This window comes from Micrococcoides hystricis (genome assembly GCF_042434215.1).
Lineage (GTDB): Bacteria > Actinomycetota > Actinomycetes > Actinomycetales > Micrococcaceae > Micrococcoides > Micrococcoides hystricis.
This window is the reverse complement of the sequence record NZ_JBHLUB010000029.1, coordinates 116686-134103: the sequence shown is the minus strand read 5'-3', so window position 1 is coordinate 134103 and position 17418 is coordinate 116686. Positions and strand designations below refer to the sequence as shown.

Sequence of the window (17418 nt, the reverse complement as noted above, 5' to 3'; positions counted from 1 at the left end):
TGTGAGAGAGCGCCCATGACGATCACGACGGCAACCCGAACTCAGAAGCGTGAGCGGAATCTGCTGGATAGCGCCACGCTCTCCAGCGGCTCCGAGCAGGTCATCGATTTCCTTTTGCCCGTCTTTGCCGGAACCGTGCTCGGCCTAGTCCCTTGGCAGATCGGATTACTCGTTGGGTTGAGTGAGTTAACGGCCTTCGTTAGCCGCCCGATTGCCGGACGCATCGCCGATCGACATTCACGGCCGATCATGGCCGCGGCAGGCGCTGCTGGCTTTGGGATCGCATGCGTCTTGTACGCTTTTTCGACAGGATTGGCGGTGGCTTTGACGGCAGCCGCGCTGTCCGGTGTCGCGGGAGCCTTCCTGTGGGTTGGGCTGCGGGCCATGGTCGCGGAAAGTCTACACGAGGATTCCAGCGTTTTCGCCAAACTTCTCGGAGCAGAAGAAACCGGCTCCTGGCTTATTTTCGTTCCGGCGCTTTTCATCGCGATCTATACCAACTACTTGTACGCCTTCTTGGCACTTGCGCTGTGCTGCTTCGTTGCGGCCGCGCTTCTCTTCTCGGTGCCGAGGAATGCTGCTATGAGCCCAACGCACCCTGAGACTGCGACGCAAACGACGCCTCCTAGGTCAGGCACCGACCGCCCTTTGCTGATTGCCGTGGTAGTCACCATGGCCGCCGAGTCGGCACTCGGACTCTTGCTCCTGTTGCATTTGCAGCATCATTTTGATCTGGGTCTTGTTGAAATCGCGTTGGTGTTCTTACCCGGTGCCATCGCGATGAGCTTGCTGCCGAGCTATCTGCACAGGGTGGTTGCCGCGATCGGCCGGCGCAAAGCACTTGTACTGGCTTCAGCGCTCAGCACCTGTTTCGCTATCGGACTCGCATTCGCCACGACGCCACTGCTGATCGGGATCATCTGGGTGCTGTCGGCGATCGCGTGGTCAATTTTGGTTCCGGTTCAGCAAGCCGCAGTGGCTGATGCTGCTGGAAATCACGCCACCGGTCGCGCGCTCAGCAGGTACGAGGCAGCTACGTTAGCAGGCGGGTTCGTCGGCTCGGTGGCGGCCGGATTGATGTATCAATCAGGTTCGTGGCTGCTGAGCTGTCTTGCTGTGGCCCTCCTTCTAGCCTCAGGAATTTTTCTTCTGCCGTGGGCAATTCGCGCACTTGGCATCTCCGACGCGGTGGCCCCGGCAAGGACTCCGTCACGGCCGGAGCAGCTCGAGGCTCCAACTGGTCAAGTGGCGGAACGGGACGCAACAAGGAAGTCTCGAACTCAACTGGTCAAAGAGTTCCTGCAGCACAGTTTGGTATTTTGGCTCGCAGTGATCGCCGCGAAGTTATTCTTCCCGCAGCTTGAATACACTGGCTTGCTAGGTATTGGGCAGCATCCGTTGGGAATCTGGCGAGACCTTCAAGCCGCTTTCAACAACGGATTCGACCTGGCCCTCTTTGCTTCCGCCGCCATCCGGCTCTGGGCCATCTTGTATCTCATCGATTTGGTGTGGACCGGGTACAAGATCCTAACCGGTGACGATGCGTCAGCTCGAGCGCAGTCGGACTCCTAGGCGTTCCTCACGCAGGGTTAAGGCCAACGCGATCCCGAGCACGCTGGCGGCGGCGGTGAACCACCACGTGGCGTCCCAACCTGAGGTCATTTGTGCCAACACGGCCATGATGACTGGACCAATGAAGTTACCGCCATTGAAGATTTGTTGCATCAGCCCCACCACCGCGGATGTGGAACCGCCCTGTGGGGCAAGCTCGACGGCCAACCGCATCAACGAGGCCGGAATCAGCGAGCCGACTGCGGAAAACAGCATGACGGCACCGATCCGGACGGCGATCGGGACATCCAGTCCGAAAGCAATGTAGGACATGGCACCCATGACAACGAAGGTGGGGATCAAGAGTGCTCGTAGCGGGATGCCTCGCTCCAGCAACGGACCCGATGCGACGGCACCGATGATGTTGACCCCACCGATGAGGGCACCCCACACACCGGCCGCGGAGGCGCTGAATCCTTCTTCTTGCAGCACGGTGGGCATGAAACCGATCAGCGCACCCCACATCATGGTGTAGCAGGCAAAGGCCACCCCGGCGATCCACGGCGGTGCCGTCTTGATGGTACGGACGGTGCGCTTGCCGGCCGCGGCAATGATTTGGCTGCGGGATTGATCGGCGGGGACCACATCTTTGGGGACCCATTTCAGCAGCCACGGCATGGGCAGAATGGCTAGGCCGGCAAAGACCGCCCACCAAGCCCGCCAGTCCATGACACTCATGGCCGCTGCTGTGGCCAGCACCGCCACGAGGTTCGCGAAGCCCTGATATGCGCCCCAGATACCCATGGCTAGGTTGATCTTCTTGCCTTCGGTCACCATGCGGATCAGCTGCGGGGCGACCATGGTGACCATGACGAAACCGAGGCCTTCAACCGCGCGGGAAGCCATCAGAAAGGAGACGTTCGGTGCCGCGGCGCCGGCAATGGAGCCAGCCGCTAGTAGGCCCAGCCCAATGATGATGCCTTTGCGCAACCCGATGATTTCCGCGTACAGCGCCATGGGTAGGCCAACGAGCATGCCTGCCACCTGCACAATCCCCAAAAAGGTGCCGGAAGCAACTAGGTCCATGCCCAGTTCGGAGCGGATGAACTCAAGGGCGGCGGGGACTTTCCACACGTGTCCGGCAGCGATGACACCGGCGGCGAGCACAACCCACCAGGTGGCGGGATGCGCCTTGAGTTGTTGTTGGCCGTCCATAAGAAATCACTGTATCGAACCTGGACTAGACTGGAAGATTGTGACTAGGACAGCGAAGAAGAAAATGACCCGATCCGTCCCGACCGAGCGTCCCACCCTAAAGCTGACATTGGTGGGCTATGTGATCGCCTGGCTGGTGCCGACCATCATCATGGCTGCGATCGTCTTTGCCCTGTCAGTGATTCCGGGGCTGCGCATCGCCGAAGTCGTCTTGTCTCTGTTGCCCATCATCGCGATTTCCTCACTCGCGATCGGTCTGCCGGGTACTTTGTTAGTCAATTGGATCTTCCGGCATCAGCTGAACCAGTGGGTCCACGTGTTCGGGTACGCCATTGTGGGCATGCTTTATGGACTCACCGTCCTGTTTTCTGCGATCGGCGGTTCGGTGCCGCTGCTGATCCCGTATATCGGTTTCCCTGCCGGGATCTTGTTGGCCCTCGGCCGCATCATGGCTTTCCGGTTCACTGTGGTTGAGGACCCGAGCGCCGAGTCTGCCGAGCAGCCCACCGACGAGCAGGACTCTGCCGTACAGGATGCTGACGTTCACGATCCTGACACTGCCACCACCAACTAGATTTTTCAGATATAAGGAGCTGGCTCCATGACGACCAACTTTTCCGCCCCAGCCCATGCCATGACCATTGCCGGTTCTGAAGCGACCGGTGGTGCCGGTGCACAGGCCGACTTGAAGACATTCCAAGAGCTCGGTGTCTTCGGCTCCGTTGCCCTGACCTGCATTGTTTCCTTTGACCCCAAGTCCGAGTGGAACCACCGTTTTGTGCCGGTTGAACCGCAGGTGATCGCCGATCAGATTGAGGCGATCGTCGGTGACTATCCGCAGAAGCTGCGCACCACCAAATTGGGCATGATGGGTTCGGTCGCCACCATTGACACCGTGGCGAGTGCCTTGGAGCAACACGACTTCGAGCACATCGTGCTGGACCCGGTGCTCATTTGCAAGGGTCAGGAACCGGGTGCGGCGCAAGACACTGACGAGGCCCTGAAAGCCAAGCTGCTGCCACGCGCCACGTTCGTGACCCCGAACCATTTTGAGGCTGAGCAGCTCTCCGGGATCTCCATCACCGATGAGGCCTCCCTGATCGAGGCAGCCAAGATCATCTACGATCATGAGGGCACAGCTGTTCTGGCCAAGGGTGGCGTGCGATTGAGCGGCCCGGAAGCCATTGATGTGTTCTACGATGGTGGTGAGGTCACGGTCCTGCGGGCCGAAAAGATCGGTGAGCATGCTGTCTCCGGTGCCGGGTGTACGCTTGCCGCTGTGGTGACCGCCGAGCTTGCTAAAGGGGCGACCAACCTTGAGGCGGCGACGCGAGCTAAGGAATTCGTGACCGCCGGGATCCGCCAACGGGTCACCGGTGAAACCCCATTCACCGCTCTGTGGCAGGGCGGTTTGCGCTAACGAAGAAGAGGCACCCATGCGCACTGTTGAACTGGTCCCCGGACATGAACTTCCCGCAATTGGTTTAGGCACGTGGCGGTACGGCGAAAGCCCGCAGCTGCGCAGCCAAGAAATCGCCGCGATTCACGCTGCGTTGGAGTCGGGACCCCGCGTCATCGACACGGCCGAAATGTACGGCTCGGGAGCCTCTGAAGAGGTCATCGGCGAGGCACTGTCCACCACCGGTAACGCGGAGAACGCGTTCGTGGTCTCCAAGGTGCTGCCCTACAACGCATCGGCTGCCGGCACCGTCGCAGCCGCTGAGGCTTCACTGCAGCGGCTTGGCTTGGAGCGGTTAGATCTGTTCCTGTTGCATTGGCGCGGCGGGCACCCGTTCGCGGAAACCATCGCTGGCATGGAACAGCTGGTGGATGCCGGGAAGATTGGTGCGTGGGGCGTCTCTAACCTCGACAACCAAGATATGGCCGAGCTGCTGGCCGCTGACGGCGGTAGTGCGGTGGCGACCAACCAGATTCTTTACAACCCGACCCGCCGCGGACCGGAACTGGATTTGTTGCCGTTCCTTGCCGATGCGGATATTTCCGCCATGGCGTACTCCCCCGTCGAAGAAGGCCGCCTCATGAGCGAGCCGGGCTACGGGATCTTTGAGGAACTGGCGGACAAATACGAGGTCCCGGCGGCCACTATTGCGCTGGCCTGGGTGATCCGTTCCGGCAACGTGCTGGCGATCCCGATGAGCCGGAATCCGGAACATATTCAGGCCAACATCGCGGCGGAGGCCGTGGAGTTGGCGGCTGCTGATCTGCAGGCGATTGATCGGCATTTCCCGGCGCCGAGCTCGCCGATCCCGTTGCAGATGATCTAGCCTGCGGCGCTAGTTTTCTTCTGGGCTGGGGCTCTGCTCTGCTTCTTCGTCCGTTTCGGCGTCGAGGCAGTTCAGGGCCCCGGCTGCTTTGTTGACCTTTTTGGCTGAGCGTGGCGCCTTGAATTCGTAACCAAGGACCACGTCAACGCTGGCATCGGTCCGTCCGTCCGTGATGACATCGGCGTTGTTGAAGTGCTTCTGCGCCGTAAAGGCCGCGTCGAAGCCCTCGGCCCCGGTGACGATCAGCACGTGGGTGGACTGGGAAGCCAGTTTCGCGTTCCCGACGGTGCCGATGGAGAATCCACGCTCCTTCAACTGGTCGGCAGTTTTACCGGCCAGACCGGAGTGGTTCGTACCGTTGTACACGTGCACTGTGACGTCTTTGGGGTCCAATACCGTTCGTGCATCCGTGGGACAGGCAGGCAGAGCCGTGGGTTCGCGGTGTTCCCAGCCGGGGATGACGGCCTCGCCCTTGATGACTTTGTAGGCGAAGAAGACGATGCCGGCGATCAAGGCCAGCAGGATCAGGATGACCACGGTGTGCCGGGTGCGGCGTCGATTCTTGGCACGCTTGGCATCGGCCGGATCGACTTGCTCAAAGTAGCCTGTCAGGTCTTCTTCAGAGACGATCCGGTGGCCGTGCCATTCACGCACATCGTTCTTGCGCGCTTTGCGTTCGGCTTTACGGATCTGGCGAGGACTGGGATTCACACTTGTCAGTGTAGGAGAAATAGAAACTTTCGGGGATATTTTGCCTCAGCATGGCGGGTTAAAGATAGCGTCTTGTCACGCTGAGTCATGCAAAGTAGCTTGCTGTCACGAAGCTTCCCTCCGGGGTTCAACACGCGTTCAATAGTGCCCATGACAGCACAAGTTCAGTCCCTTGCCTTGGACATTCCCGTTCTCGACCTTGCCTCTGCCCGAGACGCTAGCGGCTCTTTCTCGCCGGAGTTTCTGGCTCAACTCGAAGACGCCGCCAGCCGCGTGGGCTTCTTCCAAATCACCGGATTTGGCGCCCGTCCCGGTCAGATCGATGAGCTGTTCTCCCAGCTAGCAGAATTCTTTGCCCGCCCCACCGACGAAAAACTCCTGCTCGACAACCGGTTGAATCCGCACTTCCGCGGTTACACCCGGATCGGCGCCGAGCTCACCAAAGGCCGGCCCGACTCCCGTGAACAGATCGACTACGGTCCGGAACAGGTCCCGGCCTCCGCCGACGAGCTGGCACAGCAGCCGTCGTTGTTGCTGAAGGGCCCGAACCAGTGGCCGGCCGGCCAGCCCCAGCTTGCCGAAACCGCGATGGCGTGGGCTGAGCTGATGCGTCAAGTTGGCGACGAACTACTCGCCGCTCTCGCTGTGGTGTTGGGTCAGGACGAGGACTACTTTGTTCAGCACTTCGCCGGTGACGCCAACTGGATGGGTAAACTCGTCCACTACGTCGGTGGCGTGAAGTCTGCTGGCGACCAAGGCGTCGGCGAGCACAAGGACTACGGCTTCCTCACCCTGCTGTTGCAGGACCAGATCGGTGGCCTGCAGGTATTGCCGGAAGGCGCCACCGAGTGGATTGATGTGCCACCAACTGAAGGCGCATTGGTGATCAACTTAGGCGAGATGCTTGAGGTCGCCACCGACGGTTTCTACCAAGCCACCGTCCACCGGGTGATCGCACCGGATGAGGGCGTGGACCGTTACTCGGTACCGTATTTCCACTCTCCGCGGCTGACCGCTGTGGTGGACCCGGTTCCGTTGCCACCACAGTTGGCTGCCAAGGCCCGGGGTGTCACCCAGGATCCGGATAACCCATTGTTGGCGAACTACGGTGAGAACGTGCTCAAGGGTTGGCTGCGGGCGCACCCCGAAGTCACCGCTAAGTACCACTCACACTTGGTGGAAGACTAAGCGATACATCCTCCCCGTTCCTCTTTGTGTTTGGGCCCCACGCAACAGCGTCGGGGCCCAAACCAGTTTTTACACGCGGAATGTGCCCATGCTCTTGGCGTAGTCGGGTGAGGGTTGAACGGGCGAACCGATAGCATGAAGGCATGTATGACGAGGATTCCATCACGTTTGTAGAGACGCTGCCCGCGCCCGCCGAGAAGATCTGGGATCTTGTCCTTAATGATCGTTCCCAGTGGTGGCCGCAACTTGAGTTCGAGCCCCGTTCCGGCGCCAGCCTCAAAGATCAATGGAGCGCCGGAGCTGCGGGACGGCCCGCATGGATCGCCACCGGCATCGTGCTGGGTATCGATGAGAACGGCACCGCGGAGAATCCTGCTGCCCGCCAATTGCGTTACCGGTGGGCCCAGCCAGGCTGGGGCGCTGAGACTCGGGTGAGCATCACGGTCGAACCGGCTGCGGATGACCCGCAGAATGCCTCGACCCTGACGATTGTCGAGAAGGATTTTGTGCAACTGGCTCGCGGCATCGAACAGGTGATCCGGAATCACCGTGACTGGGAAACCCACGTAGCTGATCTAAAGAAGGCATTGTCTGCATGAAGCACATCACCATGGTTGCGCTGCCCGATCCGGCAGCGGAGAATTTCACCTTTGATTTTGGTCCGGCCCTGACCCACGAGAACCTAACGCTGTTGTCTTGGCAGCAGGCCCGCACGGCGGAGACGAAACCCAATGCGCTTTTGGTGTACTGGGGCACGAAACCGGCGGACGTGAAGAGTGTTTTGGACGAGTTCGACTCCATTGAATGGGTTCAGCTTCCTTCCGCCGGGATCGAAAGCTACCAGGAGGCCATGACCGCCCACCCCGACCGGGTGTGGACCACGGCCAAAGGTTCGTTCGCCAAACCGGTTGGTGAACACGCACTGGCATTGACCTTGGCATTGCTGCGGGATCTGCCGGACCGGGTCCGAGCCACCACATGGGGGCCGCAAGGCGGGCAAACTCTCAACGGTATGAAGGTTGTCATCACCGGCGCCGGCGGTGTTTCTCAGGAAATCCTGCGGCTGATCAAGATGTTCGACACCGAAGTCACGATCGTGCGTCGTAGTGACGCCCCGGTGCCTGGGGCCGACCGGACGGTGAGTTTTGATCAGTTCGGTTCGGTACTGGAAGATGCCGATGTGCTGATCTTGGGGTCGGCGTTGACCGCGGAGACAAAGAACATGTTGGGTGCGGCCGAGTTCGCCCGCATGCAGCCAAGCTCTGTGGTCGTCAATATCGCCCGCGGTGGTGTCATTGACACGGATGCACTGGTGGACGCGCTGGATGCCGGCCAGATCAAGGGTGCCGGACTGGATGTGACGGCGCCTGAACCATTGCCGGATGGGCACCCGTTGTGGGCGATGGACAATGTCATCATCACCCCGCATAGTGCCGATACCCGGGATATGATTCGCACGCCGATGCAGGACCGTATTCGCGCCAACATCACTGCGTTTGCAGAAGGTACCGACTTCGAAGGCGTCGCAAACGCTGAACTGGGCTACTAGCCACGGACAAGAGTCGACCCCGTCAGGGCGGCGGCAGTGTTACTGCCGTTCCGCTCTGGCGGGGTCGATCTGTCATGTAGTCGGTTAGTCGCCGACAGCGTCTCGGCCGCGCTGAACAATCAGTGGGTCGGGTGCATGGACGACCGTCTCGTCTTTGTCCTCGTAGTCGAATTGGTTGAGGAAGTAGCGCATGGCGTTGAGCCGGGCACGCTTCTTGTCATTGGACTTGATCGTGATCCAAGGCGCGTGATCAGTGTCGGTCCGCAGGAAGGTCTGTTCTTTCGCAGCGGTGTACTCTTCCCACTTATCGAGGGACTCTAGGTCCATCGGGGAGAGCTTCCAGCGGCGGACGGGGTCGATCTGCCGGATGGCGAAGCGGGTTCGTTGTTCCTGCTGGGTCACGGAGAACCAGAACTTGGTCAGGTGCACACCAGATTCGATGAGCATGCGTTCGAATTCCGGCGCCTGCCGCATGAACACTTCGTATTCATCGTCAGTGCAGAAGCCCATGACCCGTTCCACACCGCTTCGGTTGTACCAGGAGCGGTCAAACATGACGATCTCGCCGAAGGTCGGCAGGTGTTGGATGTACCGCTGGAAGTACCATTGGCCCATCTCGGTGGAGGATGGTTTATTCAGGGCGACCACGCGTGCAGCACGCGGGTTCAGGTGCTCGGTGAAACGTTTGATGGTGCCACCCTTGCCGGCGGCGTCGCGGCCTTCAAAGATGATGACGTGGCGCAAGTTGTGGTCTTGGGACCAGTACTGGAACTTCAGCAGTTCAACCTGAAGCTTGTACTTCTCGATCTCGTACTCTTCTTGGCTCAGACGTTCATCGTAGGGATAGTTTTCCCGCCATGTCTCCACCGCTGACCCGTCTGGAGCGATCAGGTCAGGATCGTTCTCATGTCCGGCTTGAACCGTGTAGCCCTCTTCCACAAGTTGATCGATGAACTCACGCAAGTTTTGGCGTTGGTTCTCATCAAATTGGGCCAGCTGGTGTTTCGTCATGGAACCCTCTTTCTTGGTTCAGGAACCGCTTTATTCCTTACTTCAAGTCTAGTTGGGCTGGGTTACGAAAACATTAAAGTTTAGGCAATGCCACAGGCTTAGTGAAAAACAATAAAACGCTGATCAACAGGGCCACGCCGATCAGGATGCTAGTCAACACGGTGACTCCTCCCCAGCCACCCAGTTCGAAGCTGTAGGGGGTGAGGTTACCGGAGACGGATGAGCATGCATAGTAGAAGAGCATGTACATGGACGCGGCTTGGGCCGGTAGGCGGATGCCCAGTGCTGCCCGTGCTGCGACCCAGGCTGACGCGACAGAGTGCACGGAAAAGAAACCGGCTGAGAGCAACACCAATCCGGCAATGATCGCAATGATGCTTCCATTGTTGAGCACGAAAATCGCCGCCAACATGACAATGACACCGAGCGGCATGACTTTGCGCATCCCGACCCGGTCCGCAGCCCGGCCTGCCCACGTGGAGGCTACTCCCCCGACGGGGTAGACGAAGTAGAGCAAACCGACCAAGCCGATGGAGAAAAAGTAGGGAGCGGCTTCAAGCCGGAAACCCATCGAGTTGAAGATGCCCACAAACGTTCCCATAGTCAAAGCCGCCATGATGTACAGGCCAATGAGCACCGGATCGGTGAACGCTTTGAGGAAGTTGCGCGGCAGCTGCCGGAAGCTTCTGGGATTGGGGTTGAAGCCACGTGAGGCGGGAAGAAGTTTCTGGCACGCTATGGCGCACAGCAGTGCCAGGACGGCCGTGCCGAGCATGGCGAAATGCTCATGTTGGAAGTTGATCCACCCCAGATCCGGTAGCGGCAGAAACTCACTGAGTTCGATCAGTCCGGAGGAAACGACGCGTCCGGCTAGACCACCGATAGTAGTACCGAACACGTATATTCCGGTGGCCGCTCCCACGTACGAGACGTGTATTTCTTCGCGCAAGTAGACGGCAGCCGTAGCCGGCAACCCGGCCAACGTGACGCCTTGGATGAAGCGGGCGGTGAGAAACAGCTCCCAGCTGGGGATGACCGCCACGACCACACCAATGAGTGCGGAGGTGAAGAGGCTGAAGAGAATGAGGTTGGTCCGTCCGAGCTTGTCGGACAGTGGCGCAGCGACGAGGAGTCCGCATCCGAGGCCTGCCGTGGCAAGGGACATGGCCCATGAAGCTTGCGATGGGCTGATGTCGTAGCTGCGCGCAAAGTAAGGCAGGATGGCCTGCGTGGAGTAGAGCACCACGAACGTGGCCAACCCGGCCAGCAGGAGGGCTAAGTTGATGCGCCGAGCTTCTGGGTCGGACTTCCGGTACCCCGTGAAGGCTTCCTCGGCTGGCTGGCTCATGGCCTCATTCTATGCCCTATTTGAGACCGGAAAATTCAGTTGGTTCTAGGAAGATTGAGCTCATGTCGGCGGTGAGCGGGCCGTCGGCTTCGGTGCGAGCCTTCAGTTCCGTCCAACGTTCATCCGCGACAAAATTGGACCAATTCTGGCGAGGGTCACCCTCGTGTTTCACCAGATAGTGAAGTTTGTTCTCGTCGGTGGCATCTACCCAGAAGCCAACGGTGGTGATGTTGTGTTCGGTGAAGAGGGCGATGGTTTCGTCCCGAAAACGGTTGACGAGGGTCTCTCTGTTGCCGTCGGTCGCTGTGTAGGTGCGCAGTTCAAACATGGTTGCTCCAGTTCAGATGTGAAGTGCTGACGTTAGGAAGTCGCGGATTTCTCAGCCTTGGCGTGGACCTTTTGCACCTTTCGGATGCGTCGATTGCGCGCATCGGTGTACCCGGCACGCCACAGATAGAGTCCGATGGCAGCGTACGCTGCGCCGAGGAAGAGCAACCACCCTGGGAATCCTGCGCCTTGTGGAGTCTCGACCGCTTTGGCGTAGTCGGCAGAGCTCAGCGGTAGATCACGCTCAGCTGTGACCACGATCCGTGGCGCATCCTCCACCAAGGGGCTGGAGGTCACGAGTGTGATGTGGTCTGCCTTCTGATCGGCAACCAGTTCGGCGCTTTGCGCGGCCGAAACGGAGCTGACGTCGGTGATCTTGTAGTTCATGACCGCACCGTAGGTCCCGACTAGGATTTGGTCACCTTCAGTGAGCTCGTCCAATCGGTTGAACATGGTAGCGCTGGGCAGCCCGCGGTAGGCCGTGAGCACGGCGTTGGTGTTGTCGCCGCCAATCGGCAGGTGGCTGCCTTCAACGTGGCCCACGCCCTTGGCGAGGGTGTCATCGCTGGCTCCGTGGTAAATCGGCAGATCAATGTCGACCGCCGGTACTTGGAGTCGGCCCATCAAACCGGCCTCATTGATGTTCAGGCTGTTTTTGTAGCTTTCGACCTGACTAGCTCCGCCAACATCGGTTGCTGCGGGCATGCGTGTGTGGGCAGCTAGCAAGACGCTGCTGCCCATAACAGCTGCGTTGTACTCGGTAGCATCAGTGAACTCGGCTTCTCCGCGTTCCTGCAGGTCCTGCACCGTTGCAAGGTACTGCTCCACGAAAGCTGCCTGATTAAACGCCGAAAACCAGCTCGCAGCGGTGGTCTGAAAGACCACGGCGGTGCCAGCCAGAAGAAAAAGTACTATCAACCACGTTTGTGTGGATGGACGCCAGCCGAATACTCGACGCTGCGCGTGGCGCATCTTCGGAGAAGTCTGCGCTCCAGCAGGTTTGAACATCGCCCTTTTCCATTAATGATCGCGTTGTGTTTGCTTAACCTTCCCTAAACCGTAGCGCACGTCACAGCTTCTGCAAAAAACGAGATGCGTTTCGCTGCACTCTCCCGAGAACTAGGTGTCACTGGTGGGCGCTAGTGAAACCCGATTAGTGCACTCGACAACAATCACGGTGCTGATAAAACCAGCTGAGAGGAAAAGTGGCACGCGCGTTGGTCCCTCGTTCAACGCACGCGCCACCTTCGGAACGGTTTCTTAGGCGGAGCTAGTCGGAGCCCGCCCGGTCTCGGCTAACCGCATGAGCTCGTCGGCTAGGTGGCGTTCGAGTTCGCGCTGGGTCTTTGTTGGATCTGCCCAAGAGGCGATGTTGACCCGTTCATGCGGATCCACGGCGTGGTCGTAAACTTCCAGCTCGTCAGTACCGTAATACCGGGTCAGGCGGCCTTGCTGGCTGACCACCGTACGAATCCGGGCCGGGGCAGGCAGCCCTTCTGGAGAGAAGGGTTGGTCTTCTTCGATCAGTAACGCTGCCCGACCCGGTTCAATCGTGCCTGTCTCGAGTAACGGCACCAGCGATTGGCCTTGGATGCCTCGATAGCTCGGCGCTTGGGTTAGTTCCAGAATCGTGGGAGCGATATCTGTGGTGGACACTAAGTCATCACTGGCGTGGGAGCTGTGCTGGCCCGGCAGGTGCACCAGTAACGGCACGTTCGTCACCGCGGTGTAGTGCACAAAGTGTTTCAGCATCAGACCATGGTCGCCGAAGAGATCCCCGTGATCGGAGGTGAACAGAATGATCGTGTTCTCAGCTTGGCCACTGTCTTCGAGGTGCTGGAGCACACGCCCGATTTGCTCATCCATGAATTCGATCAGTCCGTACTGGGCTGCGAGCGCTGCACTGTATTGTTCCTCCGTGACGGCAAAAGTCATGGTGGGATCTTCGTCCGGGACGCCGCGACGATCGAGCATGGCACGGATGTGTGCGGGGACTTGTTGCGGGTCGTCGTGGAAGGTCTCGGGCAGGCTCAGCTGAGCCGGGTCATACCTGTCCGCATATTCCTTAGGTGGCGCGAACGGGTGATGCGGGTCCGGGAAGGACACAAACAGGAAGAATGGGTCTTCAGTTTGCGCGCATCGCTCTAGATTCTCGATCGCTTTGTCTCCAACAAATCTTGTTGGATGGGCAGCTGCCGGAATTTCCGAGGTGTAGACCTGCTCCCAGGACGGAGCAACTTGCTGTGAGGCGTCCGCCCCTCCCAGCTGCCGGGGCTCGACACCTTGTTGGCGTGCCCAGTGTTCCCAGTGCCCACCGGGTGCATCCCCGTGTCCAATGATCAGATCCACGTGCTGGTAGCCGTAGTAGTCATCGGGAAGCGGTAGGTATTCTGCGCTGTGCCGTTGCCGGTCTTCCCACTTGTCCCAGCCTTCCTCCCATGATCGTTCCACCGCGTCAGGAACATGTGGATCGAGGAGTTCCGGTGAAGTTTCTTCGATCTGGGCCAGCTGCTTACCTTCGTAGTCCCAGCCCATGTTTTGGTGGTGGAGTTTGCCGACGGCAGCCGTTCGATAGCCGTCACGGGCCAGTTGTCGGACGAAGGTATTCGCATCAGGATCTAGCGCGATGCCGTTGCAGCGTGTCCCGTGTGCCGAAGGCCAACGTCCGGTCAGCAATGAAGCCCGGTTGGGCATGCACGTCGGGTTGGCAACATACGCGTTCGTGAACTGGGTCGAGACTTTCGCGAGCCGATCCAAGTGGGGTGTCCTGACTTCTTGGTTGCCGGCGAAGCCAAGATGATCGGCACGCAGCTGGTCAGCGATGAAGATCAGGACATTGGGTCGTGGTGTCATGCCTGCGCCTTACGGATCAGTTCCAGGGTGTGGGAGCGAAGTTCAGAGAACTCCGGCAGCGCCCGGGTGGTGATCTGGTCTCGAGGCTCGGGTAGTTGCACGTCCATCACTTCCAAGACGGTAGCGGGTTTGTTGCCGATCGCGACAATGCGGTCGGAGAGGTACACCGCTTCATCAATATCGTGGGTGACCAGCAGGATGGTCATCCCGAAATCGTCGCGAATCTTTAGACACAGATCTTCCAGTTCGAAACGAGTCTGGGCGTCCACGGATGCAAAAGGCTCGTCCATGATGAGGATTTCTGGCCGGTACGCCAGCGCACGGGCGATGGCCACGCGTTGCTGCATTCCGCCGGAGAGTTGCCACGGATGCTGTTTTGCCGCGTGGGAGAGGCCGACAGCGGCCAGTGCTTCCTCAACACGGGAGGCGATCTCCGCTTTAGAGAGTTTCAGATGGCGTAGCGGCAATTTGATGTTCTTCTCGACCGTGAACCAGGGCATGAGGGAACGGGAGTAGTCCTGAAAGACCAGCGCCATTTCCTTAGGCGGGCCGGAGACCTGCTTGCCGTCAATGTAAATGGCGCCCTTGGTGTTCGGGTGTAGTCCGGCCAAGCACTTGAGCAGGGTTGTTTTGCCGACACCGGAAGGTCCGACAATGCAGACCATTTCTCCCGCATTCACGGAAAAGGTCAAATCCCCGATGATTTCTTTGGCGTTCGCCCCGGAGCCATACGATTTGCCGAGGTTCTCAACCACCAAGCGTGCGTTGGTGGTTTCTGCGCTGTGGGTGGTAGTCATGTGATTCTTCGTCTCCATAGTTGGGGCACTCATGAGTTTCGTTCCATTCGTTTCGATCCGATGTACCAGGCCAGAACCCGGGATTTGATGAGGTCAAAGGCGCTATTTGCGAGGAAGCCAATGAGGCCGAGGAGCAAGATGCCCGCCCACATGTCCGCAGACATGAAGCTCTGCTGCGCCAACAAGGTCATCGAGCCGATGCCTTGGGAAGGCCCCATCATTTCGGATGCAATCATCACGATGAACGCGACCTGCAAACTGACCTGCATGCCAGCTGCGATCTGTGGTCCAGCAGCCGGCAGGTACACAGATCCGAGGCGTGCCGCGCGCGGCAGCTGGTACACCGTGCAGACATCCTTCAGACCCCCGTCAACGGCGCGGATGCCATCGATGGTGGAAATCATGGTTGGGAATACGGCCGCGATGATGATGGAGGTGATCCGCATTTCTGGTCCGAAACCAACTAGGGTGATCAGGATCGGGACCAGCGCCACTGGTGGGATGCCACGAACAAAGTGGACCCCTGGTTCAAACATGGCCCGCAGGATTGGCACCGTTGCCAGCACGAATCCGAGAGCAACACCGAGAATGACTGCGATGACGTAGCCAATCGCCAGATTCCGGAGACTGATCAACACATCAGATTGGAAGTGGGCAAAGAGCCAGAGATCTTGGAACCGCTCCATGATGCGACTCAACGGTGGCAGGAAGCTGTTCGTTGAGTTAGCTGATCCCAGCCACCACCACACCAGCACCAGGATGGGGGTGATGATGGCAAGTGCCCACAACAGAGTCTTACGTGAACTCATCATGATTAGTGGGTTTCCTTCCGGAATGAGGGGTGCCACGCCAGCACCTTCGATTCAACAAACTCGCTGAGCCACTGGGAGCTCAATCCGAGGACACCGAGTACCACCACGAGTGCGTACACCAAGGGGTAGTCACCCGAGGCCTGCGCCTGATATAGGCTTCGGCCTAGGCCGGGAGCCCCACCGATCAGACCCGCCACCACGACCACGATGAGCGATGCCGGCGCGGAAACCCGCACCGCCGTACCAATGAAGGGCAATGCCCCAGGCAGGGTCACGTTGAAGAGTGTTTCCAACCGGCCAAGACCGTAGGAACGAGCGGTTGCTTGAGCGACCGGATCGGCATCGAGTACACCGGCAATGGTTTGGATCGAGATGGCCAACACGCATCCCACTAGAACCAAGAACAAGGCGGTAGTGGATGTCGGCCCCCAAATCATGACTGCCAGCGGCAGCACCACGATGGGTGGGATTGGTTTGAGGAATTCGGTGATGGCAAAGGTTGCGGCCCGTACCGGCTCGAAAGAGCCGATCAAGACACCCAGAGTCACCCCGATGACCAGAGAGATCGCGAGTCCGAGGAGGGCGATGCCAATCGTCATACCGACGTCTTGCCAAAACGAGCTGGTGGTGAGCAATTGACCGAGCTGTGCGAACGTGGCGGTGACCGTCGGCAGGCCGTTACCGTAGATCCCTAGGACTGCCGAGAGGTGCCAGCCGGCGAGGAGAATGATCGACCCGATCAGGCCCAGAAGCAGTTTTGCGGTTGGGGACTTACTTGCTTTCAAGGATAAGAGAGTCATCCAACTCGACCTCCTTGCTCAAGTAACCCAGATCCGCCAGCTTCTTGTTGACGTCTTGGATCTGCTCCAAGGTCACGTCCGTTGGCCAATAAGTGTGCGCGCCTTCCTTCAAGGTTTCGACGGGGATATTGGTCAGTTCGGAGGCGTACTGTTCGGCCTCCTCATAGTTTTCGTTGGCGTACTCGTTGGCCTTCTTCATCGCCCGCTGGAAGCTGGCGATTGCTTCAGCCTTGTTTTCGGTGGTCGATTCGCCGGCGACCCACAATCCGATGGCGCCTTCACCGAAGAACTCCACACCGGGTGAGGCGACGTACTTGCCACCTTCAGAGCTGGCCCTTGCGGTGAAAGGTGAGACGAGGCCAACGGCATCCACGCGTTTCTGCTGCAGAGACTGCAGTGCCGAGGACGGGTCGAGCACCATCCAGTTGATCTTGGACGGGTCGCCACCATCTTCACTGACCGAGTTGGCGATCGTCACTTCCAGTTGGGCCTTGCGGGCTGGAACGGAAACAGACTTGCCTTCTAGGTCTTTCGGGCTGTTGATTCCTGCATCAGGGTTCGCGAAGAGACCGGTATCGTCAAGATCGCGTGGTTCAACATCCTCGGAATTTTCCGGGTAGCCATCAGCTGCGCCGATCACCTTCAGCGGCACATTCTCGCTTAATGCGTTCAGCACGGGAATGGATGGCGCATAGGCGATATCGAGTTGTCCGCTCTGCGCGGCGGCGATCCCGGCTGGCGGGTTTGCAACGACGGTGCTTTCGACCTTGATGTTCTCTTCGGCGAAGTAGCCCTCTTCTTCCGCGATCTTCACCGCAGCGTCAGAACCAATACCGATCAGACCGACCTTGAGGGTTTGGGTGTCACCGCCACCCACGTTTGATCCGCCTGAGTCACCGCAGGCTGCGAGAGTTGTTGCTAAGACTAGTGCGGCGGCGGTTGCGCCGAGACGTCGGATGTTCATGATTGCC

18 protein-coding genes are annotated in these 17418 nt (G+C 59.2%); 7 read left to right on the top strand and 11 right to left on the bottom strand.

Annotated elements, in window-relative coordinates; translation table 11 throughout:
- Nucleotides 1-15 precede the first annotated feature (15 nt).
- Nucleotides 16-1572, top strand: coding sequence for an MFS transporter (locus ACFFFR_RS07525; RefSeq protein WP_377459236.1), 1557 nt, complete (start codon nt 16-18; stop codon nt 1570-1572).
- On the opposite strand, the gene ACFFFR_RS07520 is transcribed toward ACFFFR_RS07525, so the two are convergent.
- Entirely contained in the window at nt 1546-2766 is a 1221-nt protein-coding gene (locus ACFFFR_RS07520) for an MFS transporter (protein ID WP_377459234.1), read from the bottom strand. The two genes, ACFFFR_RS07525 and ACFFFR_RS07520, sit on opposite strands and share 27 nt — an antisense overlap.
- Nucleotides 2767-2830: 64 nt before the next feature.
- Between ACFFFR_RS07520 and ACFFFR_RS07515 the strand changes: the two genes are divergently transcribed.
- From ACFFFR_RS07515 to ACFFFR_RS07505, 3 genes are read left to right on the top strand one after another with little or no spacing between them, the layout of a single operon-like run.
- Complete coding sequence (locus tag ACFFFR_RS07515) at nt 2831-3340, top strand: hypothetical protein (protein ID WP_377459232.1); 510 nt, start codon at nt 2831-2833, stop codon at nt 3338-3340.
- 27 nt (nt 3341-3367) lie between these two features.
- Nucleotides 3368-4186 carry a bifunctional hydroxymethylpyrimidine kinase/phosphomethylpyrimidine kinase gene (gene thiD, locus ACFFFR_RS07510; protein ID WP_377459230.1) on the top strand — a complete coding sequence of 273 codons (819 nt, stop codon included), beginning with the start codon at nt 3368-3370 and terminating at the stop codon, nt 4184-4186.
- 16 nt (nt 4187-4202) lie between these two features.
- Nucleotides 4203-5051, top strand: a complete 849-nt coding sequence (locus tag ACFFFR_RS07505) for an aldo/keto reductase (protein WP_377459229.1) — start codon at nt 4203-4205, stop codon at nt 5049-5051.
- A gap of 9 nt (nt 5052-5060) precedes the next feature.
- Here the strand turns inward: ACFFFR_RS07505 and ACFFFR_RS07500 are convergent, their stop codons facing one another.
- Nucleotides 5061-5762 carry a LytR C-terminal domain-containing protein gene (locus ACFFFR_RS07500; protein ID WP_377459228.1) on the bottom strand — a complete coding sequence of 234 codons (702 nt, stop codon included), beginning with the start codon at nt 5760-5762 and terminating at the stop codon, nt 5061-5063.
- Nucleotides 5763-5912: 150 nt separating this feature from the next.
- Here ACFFFR_RS07500 and ACFFFR_RS07495 point away from each other — a divergent pair, with 150 nt between their 5' ends.
- The 3 genes from ACFFFR_RS07495 (at nt 5913) to ACFFFR_RS07485 (ending at nt 8499) form a co-directional block, all read left to right on the top strand.
- A complete protein-coding gene (locus tag ACFFFR_RS07495) occupies nt 5913-6950 on the top strand; it encodes an isopenicillin N synthase family dioxygenase (protein WP_377459226.1) in 1038 nt (345 codons plus the stop codon).
- 143 nt (nt 6951-7093) lie between these two features.
- Nucleotides 7094-7549 carry an SRPBCC family protein gene (locus ACFFFR_RS07490; RefSeq protein WP_377459224.1) on the top strand — a complete coding sequence of 152 codons (456 nt, stop codon included), beginning with the start codon at nt 7094-7096 and terminating at the stop codon, nt 7547-7549.
- Complete coding sequence (locus ACFFFR_RS07485) at nt 7546-8499, top strand: NAD(P)-dependent oxidoreductase (RefSeq protein WP_377459222.1); 954 nt, start codon at nt 7546-7548, stop codon at nt 8497-8499. The genes ACFFFR_RS07490 and ACFFFR_RS07485 overlap by 4 nt, the downstream gene beginning before the upstream one ends.
- 84 nt (nt 8500-8583) lie before the next feature.
- Here the strand turns inward: ACFFFR_RS07485 and ppk2 are convergent, their stop codons facing one another.
- The 9 genes from ppk2 to ACFFFR_RS07440 all read right to left on the bottom strand — a co-directional run bounded on the left by ppk2 (nt 8584) and on the right by ACFFFR_RS07440 (nt 17411).
- Nucleotides 8584-9510 (bottom strand): polyphosphate kinase 2, encoded by a 927-nt coding sequence (gene ppk2, locus ACFFFR_RS07480; RefSeq protein ID WP_377459221.1) that lies wholly within the window; start codon nt 9508-9510, stop codon nt 8584-8586.
- A 73-nt stretch (nt 9511-9583) separates the two neighbouring features.
- Nucleotides 9584-10858 carry an MFS transporter gene (locus ACFFFR_RS07475; RefSeq protein WP_377459220.1) on the bottom strand — a complete coding sequence of 425 codons (1275 nt, stop codon included), beginning with the start codon at nt 10856-10858 and terminating at the stop codon, nt 9584-9586.
- A 16-nt stretch (nt 10859-10874) separates the two neighbouring features.
- Nucleotides 10875-11186: an NIPSNAP family protein gene (locus ACFFFR_RS07470; protein ID WP_377459219.1), complete on the bottom strand. Its 312-nt coding sequence runs from the start codon at nt 11184-11186 to the stop codon at nt 10875-10877.
- Between the two features lie 32 nt (nt 11187-11218).
- A complete protein-coding gene (locus ACFFFR_RS07465) occupies nt 11219-12193 on the bottom strand; it encodes a class C sortase (protein ID WP_377459217.1) in 975 nt (324 codons plus the stop codon).
- Nucleotides 12194-12445: 252 nt separating this feature from the next.
- Nucleotides 12446-14038 carry a sulfatase family protein gene (locus ACFFFR_RS07460; RefSeq protein ID WP_377459216.1) on the bottom strand — a complete coding sequence of 531 codons (1593 nt, stop codon included), beginning with the start codon at nt 14036-14038 and terminating at the stop codon, nt 12446-12448.
- Nucleotides 14035-14835 carry an ABC transporter ATP-binding protein gene (locus tag ACFFFR_RS07455; protein WP_377459214.1) on the bottom strand — a complete coding sequence of 267 codons (801 nt, stop codon included), beginning with the start codon at nt 14833-14835 and terminating at the stop codon, nt 14035-14037. Before ACFFFR_RS07455 ends, ACFFFR_RS07460 begins: the two co-directional genes overlap by 4 nt.
- A gap of 29 nt (nt 14836-14864) precedes the next feature.
- Nucleotides 14865-15647, bottom strand: coding sequence for an ABC transporter permease (locus ACFFFR_RS07450; protein WP_377459212.1), 783 nt, complete (start codon nt 15645-15647; stop codon nt 14865-14867).
- A gap of 2 nt (nt 15648-15649) precedes the next feature.
- Nucleotides 15650-16447 carry an ABC transporter permease gene (locus ACFFFR_RS07445; protein WP_377459210.1) on the bottom strand — a complete coding sequence of 266 codons (798 nt, stop codon included), beginning with the start codon at nt 16445-16447 and terminating at the stop codon, nt 15650-15652.
- Nucleotides 16419-17411, bottom strand: coding sequence for an ABC transporter substrate-binding protein (locus tag ACFFFR_RS07440; protein ID WP_377459208.1), 993 nt, complete (start codon nt 17409-17411; stop codon nt 16419-16421). The genes ACFFFR_RS07445 and ACFFFR_RS07440 overlap by 29 nt, the downstream gene beginning before the upstream one ends.
- Nucleotides 17412-17418: the final 7 nt, after the last annotated feature.